The organism is Sphingomonas sp. PSPC2-2, assembly GCF_049897725.1.
Classification (GTDB): Bacteria; Pseudomonadota; Alphaproteobacteria; order Sphingomonadales; family Sphingomonadaceae; genus Sphingomonas.
In genome coordinates, this window is record NZ_JAFCWU010000002.1 from 143313 (window position 1) to 168465 (window position 25153).

A 25153-nucleotide genomic window follows, 5' to 3' on the forward strand; every position below is an offset into this window, starting at 1 on the left:
GACGGTCATGGGCAAAGCCCATGACGTCGGACGCGGGCTGGGCCCGCGCCGTCCGGCCTTGCGGGAGTGCGCTTTAGCCGAGGCTAAAGCGTCTCTCCCGCTGCGGCTTACTTGACTTCGACGGTTGCGCCGGCTGCTTCCAGCTGGGCCTTGATCTTGGCGGCTTCGTCCTTCGACACGCCTTCCTTGATCGCCTTCGGAGCGGATTCGACCAGCGTCTTGGCTTCGGTCAGGCCGAGCGAGGTGATCGCGCGGACTTCCTTAATGACGTTGATCTTCTTGCCGCCGTCGCCGGTGAGGATGACGTCGAATTCGGTCTGCTCTTCAGCAGCCGGAGCAGCGGCGCCGCCGCCAGCTGCCGGAGCTGCTGCAACCGCTGCTGCGGCCGAAACGCCCCACTTCTCTTCGAGAAGCTTCGAAAGGTCAGCCGCTTCGAGAACGGTCAGAGCGGAAAGCTGGTCAACCAGCGCGTTGAGGTCTGCCATGTGTAGTCTCCAGTAAAATCAGTTCAGGGTGTAATCTCGAAGGCCTGAAATCAGGCGTCCGCCTTGTCCTTCTCGGCATAGGCCATGAGAACGCGGGCGAGCTGTGCCGCAGGAGCCTGGGTGATGGTCGCGACCTTGGTTGCGGGTGCAACCAGAAGGCCAACGATCTTGGCACGCAGTTCATCCAGCGACGGCAGAGTCGCGAGCGCCTTCACGCCGTCCACGTCGAGGACGGTCGCGCCCATCGCCCCGCCGACGATCTCGAACTTGTCGGTCGTCTTGGCGAAGTCGACAACCACCTTGGCGGCTGCGACAGGGTCGATGGAGCTGGCGAGACCGACCGGCCCGGTGAGCAGAGCGCCCAGCGAGGTATAGTCGGTGCCGTCCAGCGCGATCTTGGCAAGCTTGTTCTTCGAGACCTTGTAGGTCGCCCCTGCGTCACGCATTGCGTTACGCAGCTTGGTCGACTGAGCCACCGTCATGCCCAAGTTGCGGGTGACAACCACCACGCCGACTTCGGCAAACGTCTGGTTCAGCTCGGCGACGAGCTCGGTCTTTTGAGCACGATCCATGCCATTCTCCACGTTTTGACCTTACCGCGAACGGCAAGGCCGGTTACGAACCGGGCACGCAAATGCGCATCCGGTGTTGTCCAGCGATGGGGAATGGGAGCGACGCCCCTGGTGGGAGGCGGCAGGCCGGTCGCGGAAAACCGCCCCGGCAAAATCCTGTCCCCGTCTCGGCAGGAAATTAAGACCGGCAAATCCCGGTCACCTACTGTCTCGGACGGTCCCGCCGTGCTGACGCGCGACGAGAGAGTGCGTGCCCTTAACGGGCTGCTCGAAAAAGTCAACGCAAAGGGCGCGGTGGGTTCGCACGTTTGAAGACGCGCGCGAAAACCGCGAGTCCGGGGGTAAATGTCGCGGAATCTCACGGGTTTGAAACAATGAAGTAGTTTTTCTACTTCAAGATGTAGCTTTTGTGTCCAATTTGCGGAACACTCCCTCCCAAGGGCCGGGGAGCCTGCGCAGGAGAGATGGGAGATTTTCGCAAAACAGGGGGTCCGATCCGATGACGCACAGCACCTATCTCAATGAAGAATCGCAGGATGATCTGCTGAGCCGCGGTTTTGCGCGGCGCGACCTTGCGCGAATCGCGGCAGTGTTCGGGGTAGGGGCGGTTGCGGCGTCGATCGGTCGCCCGGCCTGGGCCTCGGGCGGGGTGCCCGATCCGGCACCCACGGCGAAGGTTCGGATCGGTGCCAACGAATGCTGGACCGGCCCGCTCGCGCCGGGTGCCTTGGCCGCGACCAACATGGTGTCGCAGGGCAATCGCTATTCGCCGCAGGACCAGCGCGGCGATTTCATCAAGGCGGTGATGGCGGTCGAGAACGTCCCCTATGACCATGTCGCGCCCTGGCCAGGGTCGAGCGATCCGCTCTGTCGCTCGGTCGTCACCTTCTGTTCGCCGACCAAGGGGCTGGTGACGGCCGATCCGACCTTCGAGCTTGCGGGGCGGACTGCGGCTTGGCTGGGCGCACCGGTCAAGGCGGTTCCGCTGACGGCGGATTATACGCATGACGTGAAGGCGATGTTGGCGGCCAACCCCGATGCGGGCCTCTATTATATCTGTACGCCCAACAACCCGACCGGCACGATCACGCCGCTGGCCGACATCGAATGGCTGATCGCCAACAAGCCGGCCGGATCGATGGTGCTGATCGACGAGGCGTACACCCACTTCGCGGGCGTGCCGGTCGCGTCCTATCTGGCGGTGAAGCATGACGATGTGATTGTGATGCGGACCTTTTCCAAGCTGTTCGGCATGGCGGGCCTGCGCGTCGGCTATATCATCACCAACCCCAAGAACATCGCCAAGATGATGCGCTATGATGGCGGCATGCAATCGGGGGCCTTGCCCGTGACCAGCATCGCCTGCGCGACGGCGAGCCTGACCGCGGCACCGCTGATCGCCGCGCGCCGCGCCGAGATGCAGACCGCGCGCGGGCTGACGCTCGACCACCTCAAGGCAAAGGGGATCGACGTCAAGCCGACCAACGCCAACATGTTCATGATCGACTGGAAGACCAAGAAAGCCAGCGAGATGCAGGCGGCGTTCCGCAAGGAAAGCGTGGAGATCGGGCGGTCCTGGCCGATCTGGCCGACGGTCAGCCGGGTGACGGTGGGGTCGGCAGCGGAGATGAAGGCGTTTTGTATGGCGCTGGACAAGATTGTGGCTTGAGGCATTTTCCGACGTCACCCCGGCTTTATGCCGGGGTCCACCGTGGTCCGCGCCTTTCGATGATGGAGCCGGACGCACGGTGGATGCCGGGACAAGCCCGGCATGACGGAAGAGGAGCTACCCCCGCACGATCAACGGCAGGATTGCGTCGAGCAGCAGCATCCCCGTTTCGGTGACGCCGAGATGGTCGCCATTGCGTGCGATCAGGCCTTGCTGTTCAAGGCGCTCAGCGGCGGTCTGATCGATCAGCGCGGTAGGTGTTGTCTCGCCCAACTGCGCGATCCGCGCGAGATCGACGCCTTCGCGCAAGCGCAGGCCCATCAGCAGGGCCTCGGTCGCGCGGGCATTTGGGGCGAGGGGCTCCTCGATCTGCGCGCCGTGGCCGTTGCGGGCGACCGCACCGATCCAGTTTTCGGGCTTTTTGTGGCGCGCCGTTGCCAGCCCGCCCCGCCTGCCGTGTGCGCCGGGGCCGACCCCGGCATAGTCGCGATAGCGCCAGTAAACGAGGTTGTGGCGGCTCTCCGCGCCGAGCCGCGCATGGTTGGAAATTTCATAAGCCGGCAGCCCCGCCGCTGCGGTCATCGCACGCGTTGTCTCGAACAGATCGGCGGCGGAATCGCCGTCCGGAATGACGATCCGCCCCGCCGCCGCTTCGGTCGCGAAGCGCGTGCCGGGCTCGATCGTCAATTGGTAGAGCGAGAGATGCTCGGTGCCGAAGGCCAGCGCGCGCGCCAGTTCAGCCTCCCACGCAGCGAGCGTCTGGCCGGGGCGGGCGTAGATCAGGTCGAAGCTGACTCGCGCAAAGGCGGCTTGCGCGGTGTCGAGCGCGGCGAGCCCCTCGGTTACATCGTGCGCGCGGCCGAGAAAGGCGAGCGCGGCATCGTCGAGCGCCTGCAGGCCGAGCGATACGCGGTTGACGCCGGCGCGCGCAATATCGGCAAAGCGCGCCGCTTCGACCGAGGAGGGATTGGCCTCCAGCGTAATTTCGATGTCTGGTTCGGCGGGCCAATGCGCGGTGGCGGCGTCGATCACTGCCGCGACCGTCTCGGGCGGCATCAGCGAAGGCGTACCGCCGCCGAAGAAGATCGAGCCGAGCCGCCGTTCCGGCAGCGCTTGCGCTTCATAGGCCAGGTCGGCGAGCAGCGCGTCGCGCCACGCCGCCTGATCGACGCTGTCGCGGACATGGCTGTTAAAGTCGCAATAGGGACATTTCGAGACGCAGAATGGCCAATGGACATAAAGCGCCAGAGGAGGCGTTAGCAGGGGCGTTTCTGGGGCATTCATCAACGGGAGCCTATGGGCGTGTCGGGGAGATTACGAAAGATGCGCGTTTACTGGCTGGCTTTGCTGCCGCTGGGATTGCTGATGGGATGCGTCGCATCCGACCCCGATCAACCGCCGCGTGTGACCGAGCCGCGATTGAGCGAAGCGCCCGCCGCGCGGGGAGAATCGCTGCTGCAGCGCGCCATGCTCGACGGGCACAACCGCGCGCGCGCCGCAGTCGGCGCACCGCCGCTGGCGTGGAATGCCGAACTCGCCAAGGACGCAGCGCGCTATGCCGCAGTGCTGGCCGCGACGCGCGAGTTCAAACATTCGACCGAGCCGCGCGGGCGAATCGCCGAGGGCGAGAACCTCTTCATGGGATCGCGCGGGGCCTATCGATACGACGAGATGGTGCAGCTCTGGGTCGATGAGGGGCGCAGCTATCGCGCCGGCGCAGTGCCCGACATCAGCACGACCGGCCGCTGGCAGGATGTCGCGCATTACACGCGGATCATCTGGCGGCGCACCAGCCAGATGGGCTGTGCGCTCGCGAGCAGTGCGCGCGACGACTATCTGGTGTGTCGCTATACGCCGCCGGGGAATGTGGTCGGACAGCACGCGGGGGATTGATGCGTCCCTAGCCGTCCGTCACCCCGGCCTTGGGCCGGGGTCCACCCAGCCGCGCGGATGTCGCGCGATTTTTAGCGTTGCGCGCCCTGCACGGTGGTCCCCGGCCCAAGGCCGGGGTGACGGGTTGGGGTTTACAGCACCGCCGCAATCAGCTGCGCAAAAGCCGCCGCACGGTGGCTGATCGCGTGTTTCTGGGCCGAGTCCATTTCGGCATAGGTGACATCGCTGCCGAGCGGCACGAACACCGGATCATAGCCGAAGCCGACTTGACCGCGCGGCGGCCAGGTGAGCGTGCCGTCGGCGCGGCCTTCGAACCATTGGACATGGCCGTCGGGCCAGGCGAGCGCGAGGACGCAGACGAAATGCGCGTCGCGGCTGGCATCGGGCCCCTTGGCGGCGAGGGCTTGTTCGACCTTGGTCATGGCCAAGGTCCAGTCGCGGCCATTGGGCGTTTCCGCCCAATTGGCGGTGTAGACGCCGGGATCGCCGCCCAGCGCATCGACGCACAGGCCGCTATCGTCGGCCAGCGCGGGGAGGCCCGACAGATCCGCCGCCTGCAACGCCTTCAATTCGGCATTGGCGACGAAGGTGGTGCCGGTCTCCTCGGGCTCGGGTAAATCGAGTTCGGCCGCCGAGATCGCTTCAATGCCATAAGGGGCGAGGAGCGCGTTGATCTCGCGCACCTTGCCGGCATTGTGGCTGGCGATGACGAGCTTGCCGGGGGCGAGCTTGCGGATCGCTTGCGGCGGCACGGCCTCGGTCATTTTGCGACGGCCTTGGCTTGCGCGGCGAAGATGTCGGTGCAGCCCATGCGCGCGAGGCGGAGCAAGCGCAGCAGCGCTTCCTCATCATAGGTCGCGCCTTCGGCGGTCGCCTGCACTTCGGCGATGTTGCCGTTTTCGAGCAGAACGAAATTGGCGTCGGCGTCGGCGTTCGAATCCTCGTCATAATCGAGGTCGAGCACGGGCGTGCCCTTGTAGATGCCGCAAGAGATGGCCGCGACCTTCTGGGTCAGCGGGTCGGCGGTGAGCTTGCCGCTCGCCAGCAAGCCATCAATGGCGAGGCGTAGCGCGACCCATGCGCCCGAGATCGAGGCGGTGCGGGTGCCGCCATCGGCCTGGATCACGTCGCAATCGAGCACGATCTGGCGCTCGCCGAGCAGTTTCAGATCGGTGACAGCGCGCAAGCTACGGCCGATCAGGCGCTGGATTTCCTGGGTGCGGCCGGATTGCTTGCCCTTGGCGGCTTCGCGGCTGCCCCGGGTGTGCGTGGCACGCGGGAGCATGCCGTACTCGGCGGTGACCCAGCCTTCGCCCTTGCCGCGCAGGAACGGCGGCACCTTTTCCTCGATCGAGGCGGTGACCAGCACCTTGGTGTCGCCGAAGCCGATCAGTACCGATCCCTCGGCATGGCGCGTGAAGTTGGGCGTGATGGTGATCGCGCGCATCTGGTCGGGGGTACGGCCGCTGGGGCGCATCGATATTCTCCTGAAAATGGTCGGCTCGCCGTACCCGTGCGTTGAGGCAGTGTCACCCCTATCTGAGGGGGCACTTCACGGAGCCACGCCGTCACGATGACGCACTATCACCCTTCGACCCAGGATCGCCTGAAAGGTGCAGGCGGTGCGGCGCTGCTGGTGCTGGCGATCGGCTATGGGCTAATCAGCGGGCTGTCGGTCGATTTCCGGACGAAGGTGGTGGAGGACTTGAAGGCCTTCGTCGTCACGCCGCCCGCGCCGCCGCCCAAGCCCGACGTCGTCCCTGCACCGCATGAGGCGCAGAAGCGCAAGGCGGGCGCGGCCGCACCCCCCAATCTTACCGCCAAGGCGAACGAAGTCGTTGCGCCGCCGCTGGTGATCCGCCCGCCGCAGCCGCCCCCCATTGCCGTTGCGCCGATCGCTGGAATCGGCAGTGACCCTTCGGCTGGCGCAGCCCCAGTCCGCGGCCCCGGCACCGGCAGTGGCGGGCAGGGCAATGGCACCGGCAGCGGAGACGGCGGCGATGGCGACGGCGGCGGGGGCGGGGAAATCCCGCTGCAACTGATTCACGGCGAACTGAAATACCGCGATTTGCCGCGCGCGCTGTACGACGCGGGCGTGGCGGGCAAGGTCGGGCTCGAATTCGACGTCGGTGTTAAGGGGCGCGTGACGGCGTGCCGGGTCACGCGGTCGAGCGGGAATGCCGCGCTCGATGCGGCGACCTGCCAGTTGATCATCGACAAACTGCGCTATCGCCCGACCCGCAACGCGGCCGGCCGGGCAATTCCCGATACGGTGACGGGCGAACAGGTGTGGACCGTCGAGCGCGATCGCGGCGACGATTGAGCGTCTGTCCCCAGAGCCCCAGGGACAGACGATTGAGGGTGCTGGTTGAGTGGGCGGCGCGTTAGCCCCATATTGCCGACCATGACCACCGCACCGATCACCGAACTCAACGACCGCGCCCGCGACGTGTTTCGCGTGGTGGTGGACAGCTACCTTGCGACCGGCGCGCCGATCGGTTCGCGCACGATTGCGCAAATGTCCGGGCTCAACTTGTCGCCCGCCTCGATCCGCAATGTGATGCAGGATCTCGAAGAACTTGGCCTGCTCGCCGCGCCGCATACCAGTGCCGGGCGGATGCCGACCGATAACGGCCTCCGGTTGTTCGTTGATGGCATGATGCAGGCGCTCGAACCCTCGCCCGAGGAACGTGCCGCGATCGAGCGCCAGATTGAACAGGCCGGGCCGGTCGAACAGGCGATCGCGGCGACGACGGCGGCGCTGTCGGGCCTGTCAGCCTGCGCCGGTATGGTGATGGTGACCAAGCGCGAACTGGTGTTGCGGCAAATGACCTTCGTCACCCTCTCCGCCGACAAGGCGTTGGCCGTGCTGGTCGGCGAGGACGGCTCGGTCGAAAATCGCGTGATCGATATCCCCCTCGGCCTGCCACCATCGGCATTGGTCGAGGCTGGCAATTATATGAGCGCTATGCTCGGCGGCCTGACCTTGTCCGAGGCCCGCGCGCGGATCGAGCGGGAGATGGCCGACGAGCGCGCCGCGCTGGACGGCGCGGCGCGGACGCTGGTCGAACGCGGCCTCGCGATCTGGAGCGAGGATGCCGATCGCCGCCCGGTGCTGATCGTCCGCGGGCAGGCACGGCTGATCGACGATGCCGCCGCCGCCGATCTGGAACGTGTCCGCGAATTGCTCGACGACCTGGAGGGCAAGCAGGAAATCGCGCGTCTGCTCGACAATGCCAGCGCGGGCGATGCGACGCGCATCTTCATTGGTGCGGAGAACAAATTATTCTCGCTTTCCGGTTCATCTGTCATCACCAAACCCTTCCGTGGTCTTGATGGTCGCGTGATCGGCGTTGTTGGTGTGATTGGGCCGACACGGTTGAACTATGCGCGCGTCGTGCCCATGGTGGATTATACCGCCGCGACACTCGCGCGGCTCATGGGCTAATTGGATAGTGTGACGACATGATCGAAGACGAAAAGATCAACTTGACCAGCGAACTGCGCGCCGAAACCGCGACCGACGCGCCGGAAGTGGCCGAACACGATTACGCGAAAGAGCGTGTCGCCAAGCTGGAAGCCGAACTTGCCGATGCCAAGTCGCAGGTCTTGTATGCCCATGCCGAGGCGCAAAATGTCCGTCGTCGTGCCGAGAAGGAATCCGCCGACGCGCGCGCTTATGCCGCGACTGCTTTCGCGCGCGATTTGCTGTCGGTCGCCGACAATCTCGCGCGCGGCCTGGACGCGATCCCCGCCGAGTTGCGCGAGGATGAGAAGCTGAAGGGTCTGATCGCGGGTCTGGATGCGACCGGTCGCGAACTGGAAGCGGTGTTCCAGCGCCACGGCATCAAGAAGATGACCACGATCGGCGAGAAGCTCGACCCCAATTTCCACCAGGCGATGTTCGAAGTGCCGAGCGACCAGCCGGTCGGCACGGTCGTGCAGGAAATGCAGTCGGGCTATATGATCAAGGACCGCCTGTTGCGGCCGGCGTTGGTGGGCGTGGCGAAGGCGGGGTGACGTTTACGGAGAACGCTCTAGGCGACATCCTGAGCTGCGCCTTTGCAGCAGCGCTGATAGGATATGTCGCCTGGGCGTTTCCCCGCAGACGCAAACCAAAACCGGTCGAGGTGCCCGACAAGCGGGATCAACCCTACACAGTGTACACCACACAACATGATCTAGTCCTGCGAGGACGAGACGTGCCCGACACGTTGGCCAATGACGCGTTTCTTAAGGCAAAGGGTTGGTCCTTGTGCGATGGCACGATCTGGCAGCGCAAGGTAACCGTCGCGCGGGGCATCGAAGCAGTGATGACCGATCGGGTTGCGATGCCGCCGCCGCTGGATGATTGGGCAATCTGCCTCTTGGTCGATCAATCGGGGTCCATGCGCGATGATCCGATTGCCCATACAGCCGCGACTGTCAGAGGGGTCAGCCAGGCGTGGACTGCGGCTGGGGCCCGCATCGCCGTTTTTGGCTTTTCGACGGTCGGCTGGCACGGCGGAAAAGCGCGACAGGATTGGCTTTGGAACGGGCAGCCCAAACGTCCCGGTCGCCTCTGTGCGCTGTTGCATGTGATCTACAAGGATTTCGATCGTCCGTTTGACGATGACGACTGGGCCGCCATGCTGTATCCTGACCTCTTGCGCGAAAACATCGACGGCGAAGCGATCGTCTGGGCCGCCGGGATGTTGTGCCAACGTCACGAGGCTCACAAAGCACTTATTGTCGTGTCCGATGGGGCTCCGGTCGATGACATCACCTTGCTGCATAATGGCCCATCTTATCTCGAGCGTCATCTCCGCGCGACCATCCGCGCTATCGAGCAGGGGCACGAGATTCATATCGCAGCGCTCGGAGTCGGATTCGCCGTCGATCGCTATTATGCGCTATCCGAAACGGCAAAACGTCTCGAGGACTTGCCGGTCGCTTTCAACGCGCTGATTTCCAAATTGAAAGGCGAGAGCCATGCCCATTAACCCCAACCTCACCGCCGAGCGCGCGACGTTCGTCACGCATCTCGAATGTTCGATGACCGGGGAGCGTTATGAGGCGGACCAGCTTCATGGCCTGTCGCGCGTTGGGCGGCCGTTGCTGGTGCGCTATGATCTGGCCGCGGTGAAGGCGGCGATCCCCAAGGCGATGATTGCGGCGCGGCCGACCGATTTGTGGCGCTGGCGCGAATTGCTGCCGGTGCGGCATACGCGCGATATCGTCAGCCTGGGCGAGATCGAGACCCCGCTGATTGCGATCCCGCGCTCGTCGGGCAGCCCCAATGTGCTGGTGAAGGACGAGGGGCGGCTGCCGACCGGATCGTTCAAGGCGCGCGGGCTGGTGATGGCGGTGGCGATGGCCAAGGAGCTGGGCGTCACCCGCATCGCGATGCCGACCAACGGCAATGCCGGGGCGGCGCTGGCGGCCTATGCCACGCGCTGCGGGATCGAGACGATCGTGCTCTGTCCCGACGATACGCCCGAGATCAACGTGCGCGAAATCGCGGCGCAGGGCGCGCGCGTCTACCGCGTCAACGGCCTGATCGACGATTGCGGGGCGATCGTCGGCAAAGGCGCGGCGGAAGGCCGCTGGTTCGATTTCTCGACGCTGAAGGAGCCCTACCGGATCGAGGGCAAGAAGACGATGGGGCTGGAACTGGCCGCGCAGTTCGGCTGGAAATTGCCCGATGCGATCTTCTACCCGACCGGCGGCGGCACGGGCTTGATCGGCATGTGGAAGGCGTTCGATGAGCTCGAACAGCTCGGCTGGATCGGGTCCGAACGCCCGCGCATGTATGCCGTGCAGGCGAGCGGCTGCGCGCCGATCGTCCGCGCGTTCGAGGCGGGCGAGGAGCATGCCGAACGCTGGGAGGACGCCGCTACCGTCGCTGCAGGGATCCGCGTGCCCAAGGCGGTCGGCGATTTCCTGATCCTGCGCGCGGTGCGCGAAAGCGGCGGCAAAGCGCTCGGCGTCGGCGATCCCGCGATCCTGAAGGCGGTCGACGATTGCGCCAGGAAAGATGGCCTGTTGCTGTGCCCGGAAGGCGGCGCGACGCTCGCCGCCTATCGCGAGGCGCTGCGCACGGGCGAAGTGGATGAGGATGAGCGCGTCGTGCTGTTCAATTGCGCCACGGGCCTGAAATATCCGATGCCCGCCGCAGACGCTGCGCTCGACCGTTTCGGAGAGATCGACCTGGGCGCGCTCTAGGCGATTGCGCGCCCGCCCGATCAGATCACCTGCGCGCGATTCTCGTCGCGGTGCTTCTTCAGATATTTCATGAAGGGCGTGCCGCCAGTGCCGACATCGGGATCGTTGCCCGCAGCATTGCTCGCCTGCTTGTTGATATAAGCGGCGGCATATTCGAGGTGACGGCTACGGAAGCGCGCGACTTGCTCGACACAAGCGTTGAACGCCGCTTTCAGCGTCGGCGACTGTGTCACGGCGAAGGCGCGCAGGCCGCTTGCCGCCTGCATATCCTCGATAAAGGCGCGGTGCGTACGCGGGCGGTATTGATGCAGCTCGAGCAGAAAATCGCGTAGCTCGTCGCCGGAATGGACGACTTGAAAGAGCGCATCCATCGTTGGCACGATCGAGCTTTGCGATCCGGTTTGTCCGCGTAGTGCCTGCGGCTTGCCGTCGAAACGGGCGACCCCGTCATAGATCAGCCCGCCGGGCATCGCCGGATTGTTCTTCCAGCCGTTTATATAGGGGCGCACCCGATTGAAGTAGATATAGGGGTCGCACTTCTCGACCATGCGATCGAAGATCGCGTTGATCGCATCCCATACCGCGTGCATGTCCAGCAGCAGCGCCTCGACCGCGACGGCATCGCCGGTATCGCTGGCCTGGACCAGCTTCACCGCCAGTTCGAGTGCGCGGCCTGCCTCGGCCTCGATCGCGACATGGACCAGCACGAACCAGTTTTCGTCCTGACCACCCGCGAAATGCTGATCCATTACCAGATTTTCGAGGGCGATCGGGCCGCTCTTGTCGAGCCGATACCAATTGTCGAGCACATAACCCGCATAGTTCATCACCGGCGGGAAGCCGATCCGGTCCGCCAGCGCGACAAACGGCACGGCGAGATTGGCGGGCAGCCGGTCGAGCGGCGTCGGCTCCCCCCACACATAAGCCTGAACGAGAAAGGAATAGCGCACCATCGCACGCCCGATTTCCGCATCGGCGGCCGTGGCGAGGAAGGCAGCGATATCGGGGGTGGGCAAGGCATCGAGCCAGTGGCGAACCCGGCCGGTGGTCACCAGTCCGGACAGCTTGGCGGCCGCCTCCTCGATCGGGCCAAAGTCCCCGGGCAATGCGATCTCGTCGATTTCATGGGGCGACAGGAATCCGCGTTCGGCAGACAGGCCATAATGAGCAAGGTCATGGAGCGGCATCGCGAGTCTGGCCTCAATGTGGTTTCGAATGAAACTTCTTATCGTAAGCCCGCGTCTCGCGCCAGTTGCGCTAAAACGGTAGTATGTTGACAGGGTCGATGCTGGTCCGCACGGTTGGGCTGGCGCCAGTCGTCGCACCGTCCGGCTTAAGCCAGCGTTCGAGACCAAAGTTATGGCACCCCAGGATCAGAAAGCCGACCCAGCGACAAGCAGAGAGGGCGTGCGTTTTCTCGACGGCGGCGGCGCGGTCGGGGCGCTGCTGCGCGATTTCGATTGGGCGTCGCATCCGCTCGGGCCCCCGCAGGATTGGCCCGCCGCCTTGAAGCTTAGCGTTGGGCTCTGTTTGCGTTCCAGCTTCCCGACTGCGATCTACTGGGGCTCCGAATTCCTGCTGCTCTACAACGATGCGTGGACCGTGCTCGCGGACAACCACCCCTCGGCGCTGGGCCGACCGGCGGCGGAGGCGCGCCCCGACATCTGGCCGGTGCTTGGTGCCCAGTTCCGCGAGACGTTGGCGGCCGGTGAGGGGATCTCGCATGTCGCCCAACGTCTGATGATGGTGCGCGGAGGTGCGCTGACCGAGACCTTCTGGAGCTATAACAGTTCACCTATTCTGGACGAGGACGGGGTGGCCCACGGCATCCTTAACCAGGGGCTTGAGGTCACCGCGCAAGTGCTGAACGAACGCGCGCTAATCGCGGCGAAATCCGAGCGGGATTTCGTTTTGCACCTTGTCGAACAGCAGCGGGTTCAGCGCGATTCCGCCGAGGTTATGCACCTGACGGCGGAAGCGGTCGGCCAATATCTGGGCGTTGACCGGGCGGGCTTCTTCGATGTGACCCCGGATCACGTCGTCGAATATGGGCCGAGTTGGGTTGGTGGAGCATTGTCGCCGCTTACGCGGCCGATCCCTGCGGCTGTTTTCGGGGCGCGCTGGGACGCTGCCATGCGGACAGGCGAGACGATCGCGTTCGGCATGCCGGATGACCGTGATGCACCGCCTGCGGAGGCGCTGGGCCTGGTCGGCAGCCGAGCCGGGGTCACGGTACCCTTGCTTCGTGGCGGCGAATGGCAAGGCGGCTTCTATCTTAGCCATGCGGAGCCGCGAAACTGGACCGGCAACGAAATCGCACTGATTGAGGAAGTTGCGGAATTGAGTTGGGACGCAGTCGCGCGCGTGCGGGCGGTCGAGCGGCTGCGGGCGTTGAACGCGGACCTGGCTGGCGAAGTCGCAGCGCGGACCGCCGAGCGCGACCGGCTGTGGGAGGTGAGCGAGGATTTGCTGGGGATTGCCACGCGCGATGGTCGGTGGCTGTCGATCAACCCTGCCTGGGAACGCGCGCTGGGGTGGTCCGCCGAACATATCCTGGGCCGCGATTCGCAATGGTTGCGCCATCCCGAAGACACTGGTGGCAGTGCCGCCGAGATCGCACGCATCGCCGCCGCCGAAACGACCCACCGGCTGGAGAAGCGCTTGCGGACCAGGGCGGGCGACTACCGCACCTTTGCGTGGCAAACCACGCTGTTCGGGGACCGACTCTACACCAGCGCCCGCGACATTACCGAGGAGCGGCGACAGCATCAAGAGTTGCTGGCGGCCGAAACGCGCACGCGGATGGTGCTGCAGGCGATGGACGGGGTGGGGGTGTGGACCTACGATCTGGCGAACGACCGTTTCGAGAGCGATAGCGAGTTTGCCGCGCTATACGGTTTCAGCCCGGAGCATGTGGCGCGGGGCGTTACGCTGGCGGACGTGATGGCGCGCATCCACCCGCAGGACCTGCCCAAGATGCAGGCCACAATCGCGCATGTCCGTGCGACTGGCGGCGACGGTGCCAATGAATATCGTCTGCAACTGCCCGACGGCAGTGTGCGCTGGATAATGGCGCGCAACCACGTGCTGCGCGACCCGGACGGCAAGCCGGGCAAGGTCGTCGGTGTCGGCGTCGACGTCAGCCGCCAGCGCGAATTGGAGGAGCGGCTGCGGCAATCCCAGAAGATGGAGGCGGTCGGACAATTGACCGGCGGCCTCGCGCACGATTTCAACAATCTGCTGACCGGCATCTCGGGCGCGCTGGAGCTGATGCAGCTTCGCCTGAACCAGGGGCGGATCGACGATCTGCCGCGCTATATCGGCGCGGCGCAATCGGGAGCCGCGCGCGCGGCTGCACTGACGCATCGGTTGCTCGCCTTCTCGCGCCGTCAACCGCTCGACCCCCGACCGACCGATGTGGCGAAGCTGATTGCGGGGATGGAAGATCTGGTGCGCGGGACGCTGGGCCCCAGCATCGTGCTCGACGTGGTGACGCCCGCCGATAGCTGGCCGATCCTGGCCGACGCCAACCAGCTTGAGAACGCCTTGCTCAACCTGTGCATCAACGCGCGCGATGCCATGCCCGATGGCGGCATGGTGACGATCGCCACGCACAATGTCGTGCTAGACGAGAAAGCGGCGGGCGAGCGTGACGTGCCGCCAGGCCCCTATCTCGCGCTCAGCGTCGCCGACACCGGCACGGGCATGAGCCCTGAAGTGATCGCGCGGGCGTTCGATCCGTTCTTTACGACCAAGCCGATGGGGCAGGGAACGGGACTTGGCCTGTCGATGATCTATGGCTTTGTGCGACAATCGGGCGGGCATGTGCAGATCGATTCCGTGCGCGACCAGGGCACGACTATGACGCTTCTGCTGCCGCGCCATATCGGCGAGGCGGCGGACTTGATCGCCGCCGGGGCCGGGACCGCGATCCCGGTCGGTGCGGGCGAAACGGTGCTGGTGGTCGATGACGAGCCGACCGTGCGGATGCTCGTCATGGAGTTGCTCGGAGAACTCGGTTATTCGGCGATCGAGACCGAAACCGGCGAGCAGGCACTTAAGGTGCTGAAATCGCAGGGACGAATCGATTTGCTCATCACCGATGTCGGCTTGCCCGGCGGCATGAATGGGCGACAGGTCGCCGATGCCGCCCGCGCGCACCGCCCAGACCTGCCGGTGCTGTTCATCACGGGCTTTGCCGAAAATGCGGTGGTCGGGGATGGTCCGCTCGAACCGGGCATGGCGTTGATCGCCAAGCCGTTCGCGATGGACACGCTCGCCGCGCGGATTCGCGCGATGTTGGCGGGGGCTTAGGCGGCGCGCTCGCGCGGCAGAGCGATTTCATCCTTGCGCCGCAAATAGGGCGCGACGAGGTTGCGCGCGCGGAACCATTCCTGCCGCTCGGGCGACAGTGTGGAGAAATTGCCGATCACGCGGCGGCATTCCGGGCTGCGGCACTGGCAGATCATGTGCCAGTTCGATTCGGCGAGCGTGGTCGAATAATCCCAGGCGATTTCTTCGCCGGGCGCGATGTTGCGGGTCGCGACCAGCACGACGCTGGTGCCGCCAAAGCGCAGCCCGGCATTGGGCGAACAGCTATGGTTGATGAGATCGTCGATACGGCCAGAGGGACCCATATAATGTTCGGGGGTTACCTGGACGAAGCGGTCGCTCGATCCGCGCATCAGGCTCGGCACGCGATCTGCGCGGAAGCGGCGACCGGTGAAGCGGATGATCTCGTCGCCTTCGGCAAAGCCTTGCGCGGCATAGACCGCCTTGCCCAGATGCGTCTCGCCGACCGCGAACAGATTGGCGGTGGGGGCATAAGCGTCCAGCACGTAGAAGCGCCCGTCGCGGAAACCGAGCGAGCGCAGCGGGTTGATCGTCGCCAGCCCGACCATGAACCACACGCTGGCGTGGCAGAGCAGTTCGACCAGGATATAGACATATTCCCCGGCATGTTGGTCGCCATTGCGCGTCGCCACCAGCAAGGTCGCCAGATCGCCGATCGTCCACAGTCCCCATGCGGGTGAGCGTTCGCGCGTGCGGTCTTCCATCACGCTTTGCCAGGTCGGCCAGAAGCTGACGGGGACGGCGGCGACCACCAACATGTGCGCCCAAAAGGCATTGCGCGACACGATCCACACTAGCAGCGCGGCGAGGCACGCGGCGGTGCAGGCCACTTCGCCGCGCGACGGCGCGCTCCACACCGAACGCCGCCAGATCCCGATCGTCACCACCAGACACGCGAGCGTGGAGAGCGCGAACACCCAGCCTTGCAGCGCCGCTGGGTTGACTGCCGCATAGGTGGCGGCCTCGACCGCCGTCGCTGCCGTCCAGATCAGCCAGGAGGCGCGATTGGGTTGTACCAATTGCCGTCGCAGCCCGGCGAGATACGATCCGTATCCTGCCAGGCTGCAGACGATTGCAATTGGGAACCAGGGGTCGATCGCCATGCCCGCGTGCCGTTATGGTTAAGCCCGAGCTTACCCATTCTGCGGACTCGCGTCCACACAAACCGAGGACTCACCACGAGTCGCGGGGAATTTTGAGTCGTTTGAATCGCTTAGAGCGCGGCGACGCGCACGATTATGTCGCGGTAGATTCGGCTCAGCGCGAGCAGATCGTCGAGTGCTACCGCTTCATCGAGTTTGTGCATCGTCGCGTTGAGCAGGCCGAATTCCACCGTCGGGCACAGCGCCGACAGGAAGCGCGCGTCGGAGGTGCCGCCGGTGGTGGAAAGTTCGGGGCGGGCACCGGTATGCGCCGCGATCGCATCGCCGATCAGGTCTGAGAAGGGGCCGGGCGCGGTGAGGAACGCTTCGCCCGAAATGCGTGCAACCATCGTGGCGGCGGGATCGTGGCGCTTGACGATCGCCTCGATCCGGTCGGCGAGATCGACGCCGCGCTGTTCGTCGTTGAAGCGGATGCTGAGCCGCGCCTCGGCCCGCGCCGGGATGACGTTGGTGGCGGGGTTGCCGACGGTGATGTCGGTCACCTCGATGTTGGAAGGCTGAAACCACGCGTTACCGGCATCGAGCACGATCGCGTCGATTTCCGCGAGCATCGCGACCAGGCGCGGGATCGGATTGTCGGCCAGGTGCGGATAGGCGACATGGCCTTGCTTGCCCGGCACCCCGATCCAGATGTTGACTGATCCGCGTCGCCCGATCTTAAGGGTATCGCCCAGCCGCGCGGTCGAGGTCGGCTCGCCGACCAAGCACAAATCGGGCCGGACGCCGTTTTCCGCCATTCGTTCGATCAGTGCGCGCGTGCCGAAAATGGCGGGCCCTTCCTCATCGCCGGTGATGATGAGACTGAGCGGAATGCCGGGCTCGACCGGGATTGCTGCGACGAAGGCTGCGATCGCCCCCTTCATGTCGACCGCGCCGCGCCCGTGCAGCAGCCCGCCGCGCACTTCAGGAGCGAACGCGCCGCTGGTCCACCCTTCGCCCGGCGGCACGACGTCGAGATGCCCGGCAAAGGCCAGGTGCGTGCCACGCCCGCCGCGCGTCGCCAGCAGGTTTTCGACCGGTCCGTCGGGCGCGGAACCAACGATGGAGCGGTCAACCGTGAAACCGAGCGGCAGCAACGCTGCCTCCAGCACATCGAACACCGCGCCGTGGGCGGGCGTAATGCTTTCGCAAGCGAGCAGCGCCTTGGCGAGGTCGAGCGGATCGGGCAAAAGACTATCGTTCATGGGAGGCGACATTGCCCAAGCTCGATCTCGACACAATCCCGCAAACCAATGCGACCGGCTATCCGCCACCGTTTGATGCGCCGGTGGCGGAGCGCTGGTATCGTCGGCTCGCGCCGGTGGCGGGATTGAAAAGCTTCGGGGCGAGTCATGTTACACTCAAACCCGGTGCCTGGTCATCGCAGCGCCACTGGCATGATGACGAGGACGAGATGGTGGTGATGCTGTCGGGCGAGGCGGTGCTGATCGAGGATGGCGGCGAGACGCTACTGCGCGCCGGCGACATCGCGACTTTCCCGGCCGGGGTGCACGACGGGCATCATTTGCAGAACCGAACCGAGCACGATTGCGTGTTCGTCGCGATCGGGGTGGGTGAGCGGCTGCTCGGCGGCGAGTATCCCGATATCGACCTGCGCTTCACCGCCCAGGGCTATGAGCATAAGGACGGCACGCCCTACCCGACGACGCGCGTGCCGTGATCGTCAGGCCCGGGTTGCGGGTTGTTCGAACTGCTCGATCACCCATTCCTCTTCCTGCGCCGAGGCGATCCAGTCCTGCATAAAGGGGTGATGCAGCACCGCGTCCATATAGGACGTCGCAAAGCGTGCGACGGGGAGCGAATAGGTGACGATTCGGGTGACGACAGGCGCGTACATGATGTCCGCTGCCCCGAACGCGCCGAAGAGGAAATCGCCGTCGCCACCAAAGCGCGCGCGGGCCTGCGCCCATAGCTCCATGATCCGCCCGAGATCGGCCAGAACGTCCTCATCCGGGCGTTGCGGCGGGAAGATCTGGCGGACGTTCATGCTGTGCTTGCGGCGCAGCGCGGTGAAGCTGGAGTGCATTTCCGCCGCCATCGACCGCGCCATCGCGCGCGCGGCGGTGTCCTCCGGCCAGAACAGGTCGCGGCTGGTCTTTTCCGCGAGATATTCGACGATGGCGAGGCTGTCCCACACCACCGCATCGCCATCCCACAGGATCGGCACCTTGCCCGAGGAGGGCGCGAATTCGTCGCCCTCGCGGCGCTTGTCCCATTCGGCATCGTACAGCGGCACGACCGCTTCCTCGAACAGCAGGCCCGATTGCTTGCACGCAAGCCAGCCGCGCAGCGACCAGGAGGAATAGGCCTTGTTGCCGATGATCAGTTTCATGGGGCCCTGCCTAAGCGAGGCGCGCGCGGGGTGCAACATGGCGACGGGAACCCGGGCGATGGTGATGCCGATCGCCCGGGCTGACTCCGGAGACGAGGGGCAAATATTGTTCGGCCGTACCGAAGATCCGTCGTCGAATTTCCTATGATAGAACTGACGTTTCGCTTTGTCGTGCCGCGTCTCCTGTCGCTTGGCGTTAATTCGTCGCAAATTGGAAGACGCAATGAATTTGATGAAACGCCTCGACTCGATTCGTTCCTTACAGCGAAAGATCGCGACAATCTCCGGGCTGTGTTTGGGAATAACTGTCATAATTCTTGTTGCGATCAGCGCGATTTCATCGCTCACCTCGCATCTGTATGTCAGCAGCGAAGTGGGCGGGATTGTCAGCAGCCAGGCCAAGGATACGCTGCAAAATCGAGCGGCGGTCGAGGCGGACACCGTGAAGGGCGCATTGAACGTTGCATTCGATGCGGCCCGAACGACTGCTCAGTCCTTCGCGGTACTGGTTGGCAGCACGCCGAGCGGCGCGCGGCGCGACCAGTTCAACGCGATCATGCGGAGGGTTCTGGAACAAAACCCCGGCTTCAACGGCACCTATTCGGCATGGGAGCCGAATGCGATCGACGGCGCGGACGCAGCGTTCGTCAATAATCGCGCCAAGGGGTCGGACGATAGCGGACGCTATCTGCCCTATTGGACGCGTGCGGCCAATGGCAGCGTCGCGATCCAGCCGCTGGTCGAATATAACAGCGCCGAGCGCCATCCCAACGGGCTGGTCAAAGGTGGCTGGTATCTTGGGCCGCGCACCAACAATCAGGAAAGCATCCTTGGCCCGTTGCCCTATACGGTGCAGGGCAAGCGCGTATTTCTGGCGACGATGTCGGTGCCGATCTCGGTCGGCGGCAAGTTCGTGGGCGTTGCCGGTGCGGATTACGATCTCGATTTTCTGCAGAAATTGGCGATCAAGACCAATAGCTCGCTGTTTTCGGGCAAGGGCGTGATGCTGATTGTCAGCGATACCGGCCTGATCGCCGCAAACAGCGCCGACCCGTCCTCGATCGGAAAGCCGGCCGCGTCGGTCGATCCGCGTTGGTCGCAATTGGAAGGGATCGTACGATCGGGTGAGGCCAAGGTGCTTGACGACGCGAAGCAGACCAATATCGACGTCTATTCGCCGATCCATCTCGGGCGCAGTACGACCCCATGGTCGGTGGTCATCTCGGTGCCACGTGCTCTGGTTCTGGCGCAGGCCGATACGCTTAGCGCTACGCTCGGTTCACGTGCGATCTCGGGGGTCGTCTGGCAGCTTGTGCTTGGCCTCGGCGTAGCCGTCGCTGCGATCTTCGCGATTTCCCTGGCCGCTGCCCGTATTGCCCGCCCGATCCGCGAATGCGCCGAGTTTGCCGATGGCATCGCGCGAGAACAGCTCGATCAAACGCTGCACATCCAACAGGTCGATGAGGTTGGCACCCTGGCCGAATCCTTGCGGAAGATGCAGGGCGATCTCAAAACCAGCATCACGCGGCGCGCAGAGGAGCAAGCGAAATCGCTTCTGGTCGTCGACACGCTATTAACCAACCTTGGAGGTTTGTCGCGCGGCGATTTGACGGTCGACATTACCACAACGTTCGCCCCGGAATTTGACGAGTTGAAGAACAACTTCAATTCGGCCCTGTTGAATCTGCGTACGCTGATCGGCGCGGTGGGGGAAAGCACGGCGGGCATCCTGACGGGATCGGGCGAGATTGCTCAGGCATCGGAAGACCTGGCGCGGCGTACCGAAAGCAATGCGGCAAGCCTTGAGGAAACCTCTGCCGCGATTGCCCAGATGGACAATCGTCTCAAGGCGACCGCGGTCGCCTCCGGACAGACGGTCGCGCGGGCCGATCAAGCGATTGCGACGGTCGGCGGTGGCCGCGAAACCGCAGACGAGGCGGTGCAGGCGATGGGCCGGGTGAGCCATAGCGCGGAGGGAATCGACAGCGTCATTGAGGGCCTCGACAAGATCGCTTTCCAGACGCGGGTGCTGGCGATGAACGCAGCGGTTGAGGCGGGGCGTGCCGGCGACGCGGGCCGGGGCTTCGCCGTCGTTGCCGATCTGGTGAGCGCGCTCGCCATGCGTGCCGAGGAGGAAGCGAAGCGCGCGCGTGACCAACTGACCGTGACGCAAACCGAGATTGTGACGGCGGTGAAGGCGGTCGAGCGGGTCGATGTGGCGCTGGCGAACATCGCTGGCGATGTCGATGCGGTGCATAAGCTGCTCGGCTCGATGGCATCGGACAGCCAGGCGCAATCGTCGGCGATCACCGAGATCAGCGCGGCAATCAACGAAATGGACCGTTCGACTCAACAGAATGCGGCGATGGTTGAGGAAACGTCGGCCGCCGCGCGCAACCTGTCGACCGAAGTGGTGTCGCTGAGTGCGCAAGCGTCGCAGTTCAAGGTCGACACGTCCGCAAAACCGGGGGCAGGATCGCGCGCACTCACCAACGGTCAGCGTCGTCCGGTGGCGACGCAAGCCGCATTGCAACAGGGGGCGTGGGTCCGTCACTAAGACGGCTTGAAGACCAGGAAGAGCCCCGTATCGGTGGTGTCGCACGATCTGCGATGCCGCCGATACGGGGTGGTATCACGCAAAGTGATCGCGCATGAACGCGGGCATGAATCGCAATGCCCCCTATCTCGTCCGGCTGGTTTCGATCGTGTGGCGACGGCGCGGTGCGCGCCATGCCGGTGCGGAATTGCTGCGGGCGCGACGGCGGTTGGCGACGGGTGTGGGCGCGGTGCTGCTGGGGCTGGTGGCGCTCGCTTTCGCCGCGATCAGCGATCGTGCGCAGGGGGCCTTTGCGACGCTGATCGCGCACTGGCCTTATGCACCGCTGCTGCTGACCCCGGCGCTGTTCGCCGCGGTGGTGTGGGTGACGCGGCGGAGCGCGCCTTATGCGCGCGGATCGGGCATTCCGCAGGTGATCGCCGCCAGTCGCGCGCCCGATACACCGCCGAGCAACGCGCTGGTGTCGCTGTGGACGGCGAGCGTCAAATTCGTGCTGACGGTGGTGATGCTGCTCGGCGGGGCCTCGGTCGGGCGCGAGGGGCCGACGGTGCAGATCAGCGCGGCGATCATGGTCAAGGTGCATCGCTATCTGCGCGTGCCGATCACCGCGGGCGTGCTGATCGCGGGCGGCGCGGCGGGCGTGGCGGCGGCGTTCAATACGCCGCTCGCCGGCGTCGCCTTTGCGATCGAGGAACTGGCGGCGGCTTATGAACAGCGCGTCGCGGTGCTGGTGATGGGCGCGGTGATGATCGCCGGGCTGGTCAGCCTCGGCATTGCTGGGGACTATGTCTATTTCGGCGCGATGCGCGAGACGCTGGGCGTGTCGGCGGTGCTGATGATCACGCCCGTGGCGGGCGTGCTGGGCGGCGCTGCGGGCGGGCTGTTCTCGCGGCTGGTGCTGGGGTTTGCGGGTGCGCGTTGGCGGCCGATCGCGGCGGCGCGGGCGCATCCGATCCTGTTCGCGGCCGGATGCGGGCTGACGGTGGCGGTGCTTGGCATTGCGACCGGCGGCGCGACCTGGGGCACGGGCTATGGCGCGACGCGGTTGCTGGTCGAGGGGCATGGCCAGTCGGACTGGTTCGGCCCGGCCAAGTTCCTCGCCGCGCTGGCGACGACGCTGAGCGGCGCGCCGGGCGGCATCTTCGCGCCGTCGCTGGCGGTGGGGGCGGGGTTCGGCAATTTGCTGGCCGGGGTGTTCCATAACCAGCCCGCAGGGGCGGTGGTGCTGCTGGGCATGACCGCCTATTTCGTCGGCGTGGTGCGTGCGCCGCTGACCGCCGTGATTATCGTGATGGAGGCGACGGCGGCACGCGGGCTGATCCTGCCGCTGTTCGCGACCGCGCTGATCGCCGACGGGGCAAGCGCCTTTGTCTGCCGCGAGCGGCTGTATCATGGCCTCGCCAAGCCGTTCCTGGCGCTGGTCGAGGGCAAGGCGGCGTAAGCCGGGTTCCGCTATTCCTGCCGCATTTTCCGCTCTATAGCGTTCGCCGAGGGGGGAGAAAGCCATGGCCAAGCGCACATTCGATCCGAGGGTGTTGCCGATCACCAGCGCGGTGGCGACAGCGTTGCTGGTGGGGGCGTGCAGCCCGTCTTCCGATGTCGCCAAGTCTGATGTCGCGGTGTGCCGCGATGCCGCGGGCGTGCGCGTCGATGATGCTTATTGCGCGCGCGGCACCAACGGGCGGACTGGCGGCGGTGCCGGCGGCTGGTATTATATCGGGCGTGGCGGCCGCGTGCCCGCGATGGGCGAGGCGCTTTCGGGCGGTTACACCACGCCACGCGCGGGCGTCGGCTATGCGCGCGCCTCCTCGGCGACGGTGTCGCGCGGCGGCTTCGGGATGAGCGCACGCGGTTTCGGCGGCGGGGCGGGCGAGTGATGCGCCGCACCGATTGCAGCCCGCGCCGCGACTGGCAGGCGCGGGTCGAGGAGCTTGGCCTCGTCTGGCATAGCGTTGGCGGCCAGCCTTATTGGGACGAAAGCGCCTGCTATCGCTTTTCGCTGGCCGAGATCGAGACGATCGAGCGCGCCAGTGCCGAGCTGTACGAGATGTTCCTCGCCGCCGGGCAGCATGTGCTCGACCGCGAATTGCTCGGCGATTTCGGCATTCCCGCTTTCTGCCACAATGCGATTTACGATTCCTGGAATGCCGAGCCACCGGCGCTCAATTTCGGGCGGTTCGACCTGGGCTATGACGGGTCTGGTCCGCCCAGGCTGTTCGAGTTCAATTGCGACACGCCGACCTCGCTGATCGAGGCGGCGGTGATCCAGTGGGACTGGAAGGAAGCGGTCTTCCCAAGCCATGACCAGTATAACAGCCTGCACGAGGCGCTGATCGCCAAATGGCGCGACATCGCGCCGCCGCCGGGGAGCAGCGCGCTCTATCTGGCGCATATCGCGGATGCGGCGGGGGAGGATAGCGTGACCACCGCCTATCTCGCCGACACCGCGCGCGCGGCGGGGGTCGACACGCGGCTGATCGAGCTGAAGGATCTGGGCTGGGATAGTGCGGGTCGGCGCTTCGTCGATCTCGACAACATGCCGATCGACGCGATCTTCCATCTCTATCCGTGGGAATGGCTGGTCAACGAGCCGTTCGGCGGCGAGCTGATCGAGAGCCTGAGCAGCACTTTGTGGATCGAGCCGATCTGGAAGATGTTGTGGAGCAACAAGGCGATCCTGGCGGTGCTGTGGGAGCTGTATCCGGGGCACCCCAATTTGCTGGAGACGCGGCGGGCACCGCTTGTCGGCGACCATGTCCGCAAGCCGTTGCTGGCGCGCGAGGGGGCCAATGTCACGCTTGTGAAGGGCGGGGCGACGCTGGCCGAGACCGGCGGCGATTATGGCGAGGAAGGCTTCGTCTATCAGGCGCTGTACGATCTGCCCGGCAGCGGCGAGCAGCGCCCGGTGCTGGGCGCATGGATCGTCGATGGCGCGCCGGCGGGGATGGGCATTCGCGAGGACGGGCCGATCACCGGCAACACCGCGCGCTTCGTGCCGCACATCATCGAAGGGTAATATGTCCGAGCACCAGTACACCGCGCGGATCGCCTGGACCGGCAATCGCGGCGAGGGGACGCGGCAGTATCGCGGCTATGACCGGACGTGGCAGATCGTGACGCCGGGCAAGCCGGTGATCGAGTGCTCGAACGATCCGTTGCTGGGCGGCGATCCGGGCCTGCCCAACCCCGAGGATTTGCTGCTGGCGACGCTCTCGGGCTGTCACATGCTGTGGTATCTGCATCTGGCGAGCGTCGCCGGGGTGGTGGTGACCGCCTATACCGACGACCCGCTCGGCATCGGCGAAAGCGCGCCCGATGGGACGGGGCGGTTCGTGAAGGCGGTGCTGCGGCCGCGGATCGAGCTGCTCGCGGGGAGCGATCTGGCGGTGGCGGATGCGATCCACGCGCGCATCCACGCGCATTGCTTCATCGCGCGATCGGTGAATTTCCCGGTCGAATATGCGGCGACCTATATCGAGCGGTGATCCGGTGCGCCCGACTCGGAAGGTAACGAAGGTAAGGGCGCGTTATAGGCGGAGTGCGACCAATCTCGTCTTGCTGTCGATGAACCGAGTACGGTCGATGGCGGCAACGATGAGAAAGAGCATGCGGGGCGAGATTTTCATACTTCCCGCGTGTAGGACAACGCTTTCGTAAGGTTCGATCAGCGCGCGCTCAAAACGTGCTTCCCCGGCGAAGGCCGGGGCCCAGTTGCGAAGGTGGAACTTATCAAGCGCTAGAGTGTGATGACGTTTGACGGACTCCCCTCCCCTTCAGGGGAGGGGTTGGGGGTGGGGCCTATCCGTCTCACCGAGACCGGCGCACGCGGGGAGAGGCCCCACCCCAACCCCTCCCCTGAAGGGGAGGGGCTTCCCCGGATCGAAGTAACGTCATCCCGCTTTAGCGCTCGCCCTGTGCCGTTCCT

The 25153-nt window shown here is 65.2% G+C and carries 23 protein-coding genes; 14 read left to right on the forward strand and 9 right to left on the reverse strand.

The window, feature by feature from the left end:
* Positions 1-107: 107 nt before the first annotated feature.
* Entirely contained in the window at positions 108-485 is a 378-nt protein-coding gene (gene rplL, locus ACP7BY_RS04935) for a 50S ribosomal protein L7/L12 (protein ID WP_010407636.1), read from the reverse strand.
* 50 nt (positions 486-535) lie between these two features.
* Entirely contained in the window at positions 536-1057 is a 522-nt protein-coding gene (gene rplJ, locus ACP7BY_RS04940; RefSeq protein ID WP_010407637.1) for a 50S ribosomal protein L10, read from the reverse strand.
* 499 nt (positions 1058-1556) lie between these two features.
* Here rplJ and ACP7BY_RS04945 point away from each other — a divergent pair, with 499 nt between their 5' ends.
* On the forward strand, positions 1557-2726 hold the full coding sequence (locus tag ACP7BY_RS04945) for a pyridoxal phosphate-dependent aminotransferase (RefSeq protein WP_137902522.1): 1170 nt from the start codon (positions 1557-1559) through the stop codon (positions 2724-2726).
* A 117-nt stretch (positions 2727-2843) separates the two neighbouring features.
* Here the strand turns inward: ACP7BY_RS04945 and hemW are convergent, their stop codons facing one another.
* Positions 2844-4010 (reverse strand): radical SAM family heme chaperone HemW, encoded by a 1167-nt coding sequence (gene hemW, locus ACP7BY_RS04950; protein WP_137902523.1) that lies wholly within the window; start codon positions 4008-4010, stop codon positions 2844-2846.
* Between the two features lie 39 nt (positions 4011-4049).
* On the opposite strand from hemW, the gene ACP7BY_RS04955 reads away from it, so the two are divergent.
* Entirely contained in the window at positions 4050-4619 is a 570-nt protein-coding gene (locus ACP7BY_RS04955; RefSeq protein WP_033964285.1) for a CAP domain-containing protein, read from the forward strand.
* A gap of 131 nt (positions 4620-4750) precedes the next feature.
* On the opposite strand, the gene rdgB is transcribed toward ACP7BY_RS04955, so the two are convergent.
* Together rdgB and rph are read right to left on the reverse strand one after the other, a co-directional pair.
* On the reverse strand, positions 4751-5383 hold the full coding sequence (gene rdgB / locus ACP7BY_RS04960; protein WP_033964286.1) for an RdgB/HAM1 family non-canonical purine NTP pyrophosphatase: 633 nt from the start codon (positions 5381-5383) through the stop codon (positions 4751-4753).
* On the reverse strand, positions 5380-6096 hold the full coding sequence (gene rph / locus ACP7BY_RS04965) for a ribonuclease PH (protein ID WP_033964287.1): 717 nt from the start codon (positions 6094-6096) through the stop codon (positions 5380-5382). Before rph ends, rdgB begins: the two co-directional genes overlap by 4 nt.
* 96 nt (positions 6097-6192) lie before the next feature.
* Between rph and ACP7BY_RS04970 the strand changes: the two genes are divergently transcribed.
* The 5 genes from ACP7BY_RS04970 to ACP7BY_RS04990 all read left to right on the forward strand — a co-directional run bounded on the left by ACP7BY_RS04970 (position 6193) and on the right by ACP7BY_RS04990 (position 10823).
* Positions 6193-6942, forward strand: coding sequence for an energy transducer TonB (locus ACP7BY_RS04970; protein WP_033964288.1), 750 nt, complete (start codon positions 6193-6195; stop codon positions 6940-6942).
* An 81-nt stretch (positions 6943-7023) separates the two neighbouring features.
* Positions 7024-8067 carry a heat-inducible transcriptional repressor HrcA gene (gene hrcA / locus ACP7BY_RS04975; protein WP_033964289.1) on the forward strand — a complete coding sequence of 348 codons (1044 nt, stop codon included), beginning with the start codon at positions 7024-7026 and terminating at the stop codon, positions 8065-8067.
* A 17-nt stretch (positions 8068-8084) separates the two neighbouring features.
* Positions 8085-8639 carry a nucleotide exchange factor GrpE gene (grpE, locus tag ACP7BY_RS04980; RefSeq protein WP_033964290.1) on the forward strand — a complete coding sequence of 185 codons (555 nt, stop codon included), beginning with the start codon at positions 8085-8087 and terminating at the stop codon, positions 8637-8639.
* Between the two features lie 182 nt (positions 8640-8821).
* Complete coding sequence (locus ACP7BY_RS04985; RefSeq protein WP_052192255.1) at positions 8822-9601, forward strand: cobaltochelatase CobT-related protein; 780 nt, start codon at positions 8822-8824, stop codon at positions 9599-9601.
* Positions 9591-10823, forward strand: coding sequence for a threonine synthase (locus ACP7BY_RS04990; RefSeq protein ID WP_033964291.1), 1233 nt, complete (start codon positions 9591-9593; stop codon positions 10821-10823). Before ACP7BY_RS04985 ends, ACP7BY_RS04990 begins: the two co-directional genes overlap by 11 nt.
* Before the next feature lie 20 nt (positions 10824-10843).
* Here ACP7BY_RS04990 and ACP7BY_RS04995 read toward each other — a convergent pair whose 3' ends face one another.
* Positions 10844-12010: an indoleamine 2,3-dioxygenase gene (locus ACP7BY_RS04995; protein ID WP_033964293.1), complete on the reverse strand. Its 1167-nt coding sequence runs from the start codon at positions 12008-12010 to the stop codon at positions 10844-10846.
* A gap of 220 nt (positions 12011-12230) precedes the next feature.
* On the opposite strand from ACP7BY_RS04995, the gene ACP7BY_RS05000 reads away from it, so the two are divergent.
* Positions 12231-15137: a PAS domain-containing protein gene (locus ACP7BY_RS05000; protein ID WP_033964294.1), complete on the forward strand. Its 2907-nt coding sequence runs from the start codon at positions 12231-12233 to the stop codon at positions 15135-15137.
* Here the strand turns inward: ACP7BY_RS05000 and ACP7BY_RS05005 are convergent.
* Positions 15134-16279 (reverse strand): SET domain-containing protein, encoded by a 1146-nt coding sequence (locus tag ACP7BY_RS05005; protein ID WP_033964295.1) that lies wholly within the window; start codon positions 16277-16279, stop codon positions 15134-15136. The two genes, ACP7BY_RS05000 and ACP7BY_RS05005, sit on opposite strands and share 4 nt — an antisense overlap.
* A 110-nt stretch (positions 16280-16389) precedes the next feature.
* Positions 16390-17523, reverse strand: coding sequence for a succinyl-diaminopimelate desuccinylase (gene dapE, locus ACP7BY_RS05010; RefSeq protein ID WP_033964297.1), 1134 nt, complete (start codon positions 17521-17523; stop codon positions 16390-16392).
* Positions 17524-17534: 11 nt separating this feature from the next.
* Between dapE and ACP7BY_RS05015 the strand changes: the two genes are divergently transcribed.
* Positions 17535-17999 (forward strand): cupin domain-containing protein, encoded by a 465-nt coding sequence (locus tag ACP7BY_RS05015; RefSeq protein WP_033964298.1) that lies wholly within the window; start codon positions 17535-17537, stop codon positions 17997-17999.
* 3 nt (positions 18000-18002) lie between these two features.
* On the opposite strand, the gene ACP7BY_RS05020 is transcribed toward ACP7BY_RS05015, so the two are convergent.
* Positions 18003-18671, reverse strand: a complete 669-nt coding sequence (locus ACP7BY_RS05020) for a glutathione S-transferase family protein (protein WP_033964299.1) — start codon at positions 18669-18671, stop codon at positions 18003-18005.
* 373 nt (positions 18672-19044) lie between these two features.
* Here ACP7BY_RS05020 and ACP7BY_RS05025 point away from each other — a divergent pair, with 373 nt between their 5' ends.
* From ACP7BY_RS05025 to ACP7BY_RS05045, 5 genes are all read left to right on the forward strand, one after another.
* Positions 19045-21228 (forward strand): methyl-accepting chemotaxis protein, encoded by a 2184-nt coding sequence (locus ACP7BY_RS05025; RefSeq protein ID WP_137902524.1) that lies wholly within the window; start codon positions 19045-19047, stop codon positions 21226-21228.
* Between the two features lie 94 nt (positions 21229-21322).
* Entirely contained in the window at positions 21323-22669 is a 1347-nt protein-coding gene (locus ACP7BY_RS05030; protein ID WP_137902525.1) for a chloride channel protein, read from the forward strand.
* A 64-nt stretch (positions 22670-22733) separates the two neighbouring features.
* Complete coding sequence (locus tag ACP7BY_RS05035; protein WP_137902526.1) at positions 22734-23105, forward strand: hypothetical protein; 372 nt, start codon at positions 22734-22736, stop codon at positions 23103-23105.
* Complete coding sequence (locus tag ACP7BY_RS05040; protein ID WP_137902527.1) at positions 23105-24244, forward strand: glutathionylspermidine synthase family protein; 1140 nt, start codon at positions 23105-23107, stop codon at positions 24242-24244. The genes ACP7BY_RS05035 and ACP7BY_RS05040 overlap by 1 nt, the downstream gene beginning before the upstream one ends.
* Position 24245: 1 nt before the next feature.
* Positions 24246-24713 carry an OsmC family protein gene (locus ACP7BY_RS05045; protein ID WP_033964276.1) on the forward strand — a complete coding sequence of 156 codons (468 nt, stop codon included), beginning with the start codon at positions 24246-24248 and terminating at the stop codon, positions 24711-24713.
* Positions 24714-25153 lie beyond the last annotated feature (440 nt).

Coding starts and splice junctions, on each gene's coding strand:
- ACP7BY_RS05030 (WP_137902525.1), top strand. CDS start 21,323: ATGAACGCGGGCATGAATCGCAATGCCCCCTATCTCGTCCGGCTGGTT.
- ACP7BY_RS05045 (WP_033964276.1), top strand. CDS start 24,246: ATGTCCGAGCACCAGTACACCGCGCGGATCGCCTGGACCGGCAATCGC.
- grpE (WP_033964290.1), top strand. CDS start 8,085: ATGATCGAAGACGAAAAGATCAACTTGACCAGCGAACTGCGCGCCGAA.
- rplL (WP_010407636.1), bottom strand. CDS start 485: ATGGCAGACCTCAACGCGCTGGTTGACCAGCTTTCCGCTCTGACCGTT.
- ACP7BY_RS05035 (WP_137902526.1), top strand. CDS start 22,734: ATGGCCAAGCGCACATTCGATCCGAGGGTGTTGCCGATCACCAGCGCG.
- ACP7BY_RS05040 (WP_137902527.1), top strand. CDS start 23,105: ATGCGCCGCACCGATTGCAGCCCGCGCCGCGACTGGCAGGCGCGGGTC.
- ACP7BY_RS05005 (WP_033964295.1), bottom strand. CDS start 16,279: ATGGCGATCGACCCCTGGTTCCCAATTGCAATCGTCTGCAGCCTGGCA.
- ACP7BY_RS04970 (WP_033964288.1), top strand. CDS start 6,193: ATGACGCACTATCACCCTTCGACCCAGGATCGCCTGAAAGGTGCAGGC.
- ACP7BY_RS04955 (WP_033964285.1), top strand. CDS start 4,050: ATGCGCGTTTACTGGCTGGCTTTGCTGCCGCTGGGATTGCTGATGGGA.
- ACP7BY_RS04995 (WP_033964293.1), bottom strand. CDS start 12,010: ATGCCGCTCCATGACCTTGCTCATTATGGCCTGTCTGCCGAACGCGGA.
- rdgB (WP_033964286.1), bottom strand. CDS start 5,383: ATGACCGAGGCCGTGCCGCCGCAAGCGATCCGCAAGCTCGCCCCCGGC.
- rplJ (WP_010407637.1), bottom strand. CDS start 1,057: ATGGATCGTGCTCAAAAGACCGAGCTCGTCGCCGAGCTGAACCAGACG.
- hrcA (WP_033964289.1), top strand. CDS start 7,024: ATGACCACCGCACCGATCACCGAACTCAACGACCGCGCCCGCGACGTG.
- hemW (WP_137902523.1), bottom strand. CDS start 4,010: ATGAATGCCCCAGAAACGCCCCTGCTAACGCCTCCTCTGGCGCTTTAT.
- ACP7BY_RS04945 (WP_137902522.1), top strand. CDS start 1,557: ATGACGCACAGCACCTATCTCAATGAAGAATCGCAGGATGATCTGCTG.
- dapE (WP_033964297.1), bottom strand. CDS start 17,523: ATGAACGATAGTCTTTTGCCCGATCCGCTCGACCTCGCCAAGGCGCTG.
- rph (WP_033964287.1), bottom strand. CDS start 6,096: ATGCGCCCCAGCGGCCGTACCCCCGACCAGATGCGCGCGATCACCATC.
- ACP7BY_RS04990 (WP_033964291.1), top strand. CDS start 9,591: ATGCCCATTAACCCCAACCTCACCGCCGAGCGCGCGACGTTCGTCACG.
- ACP7BY_RS05020 (WP_033964299.1), bottom strand. CDS start 18,671: ATGAAACTGATCATCGGCAACAAGGCCTATTCCTCCTGGTCGCTGCGC.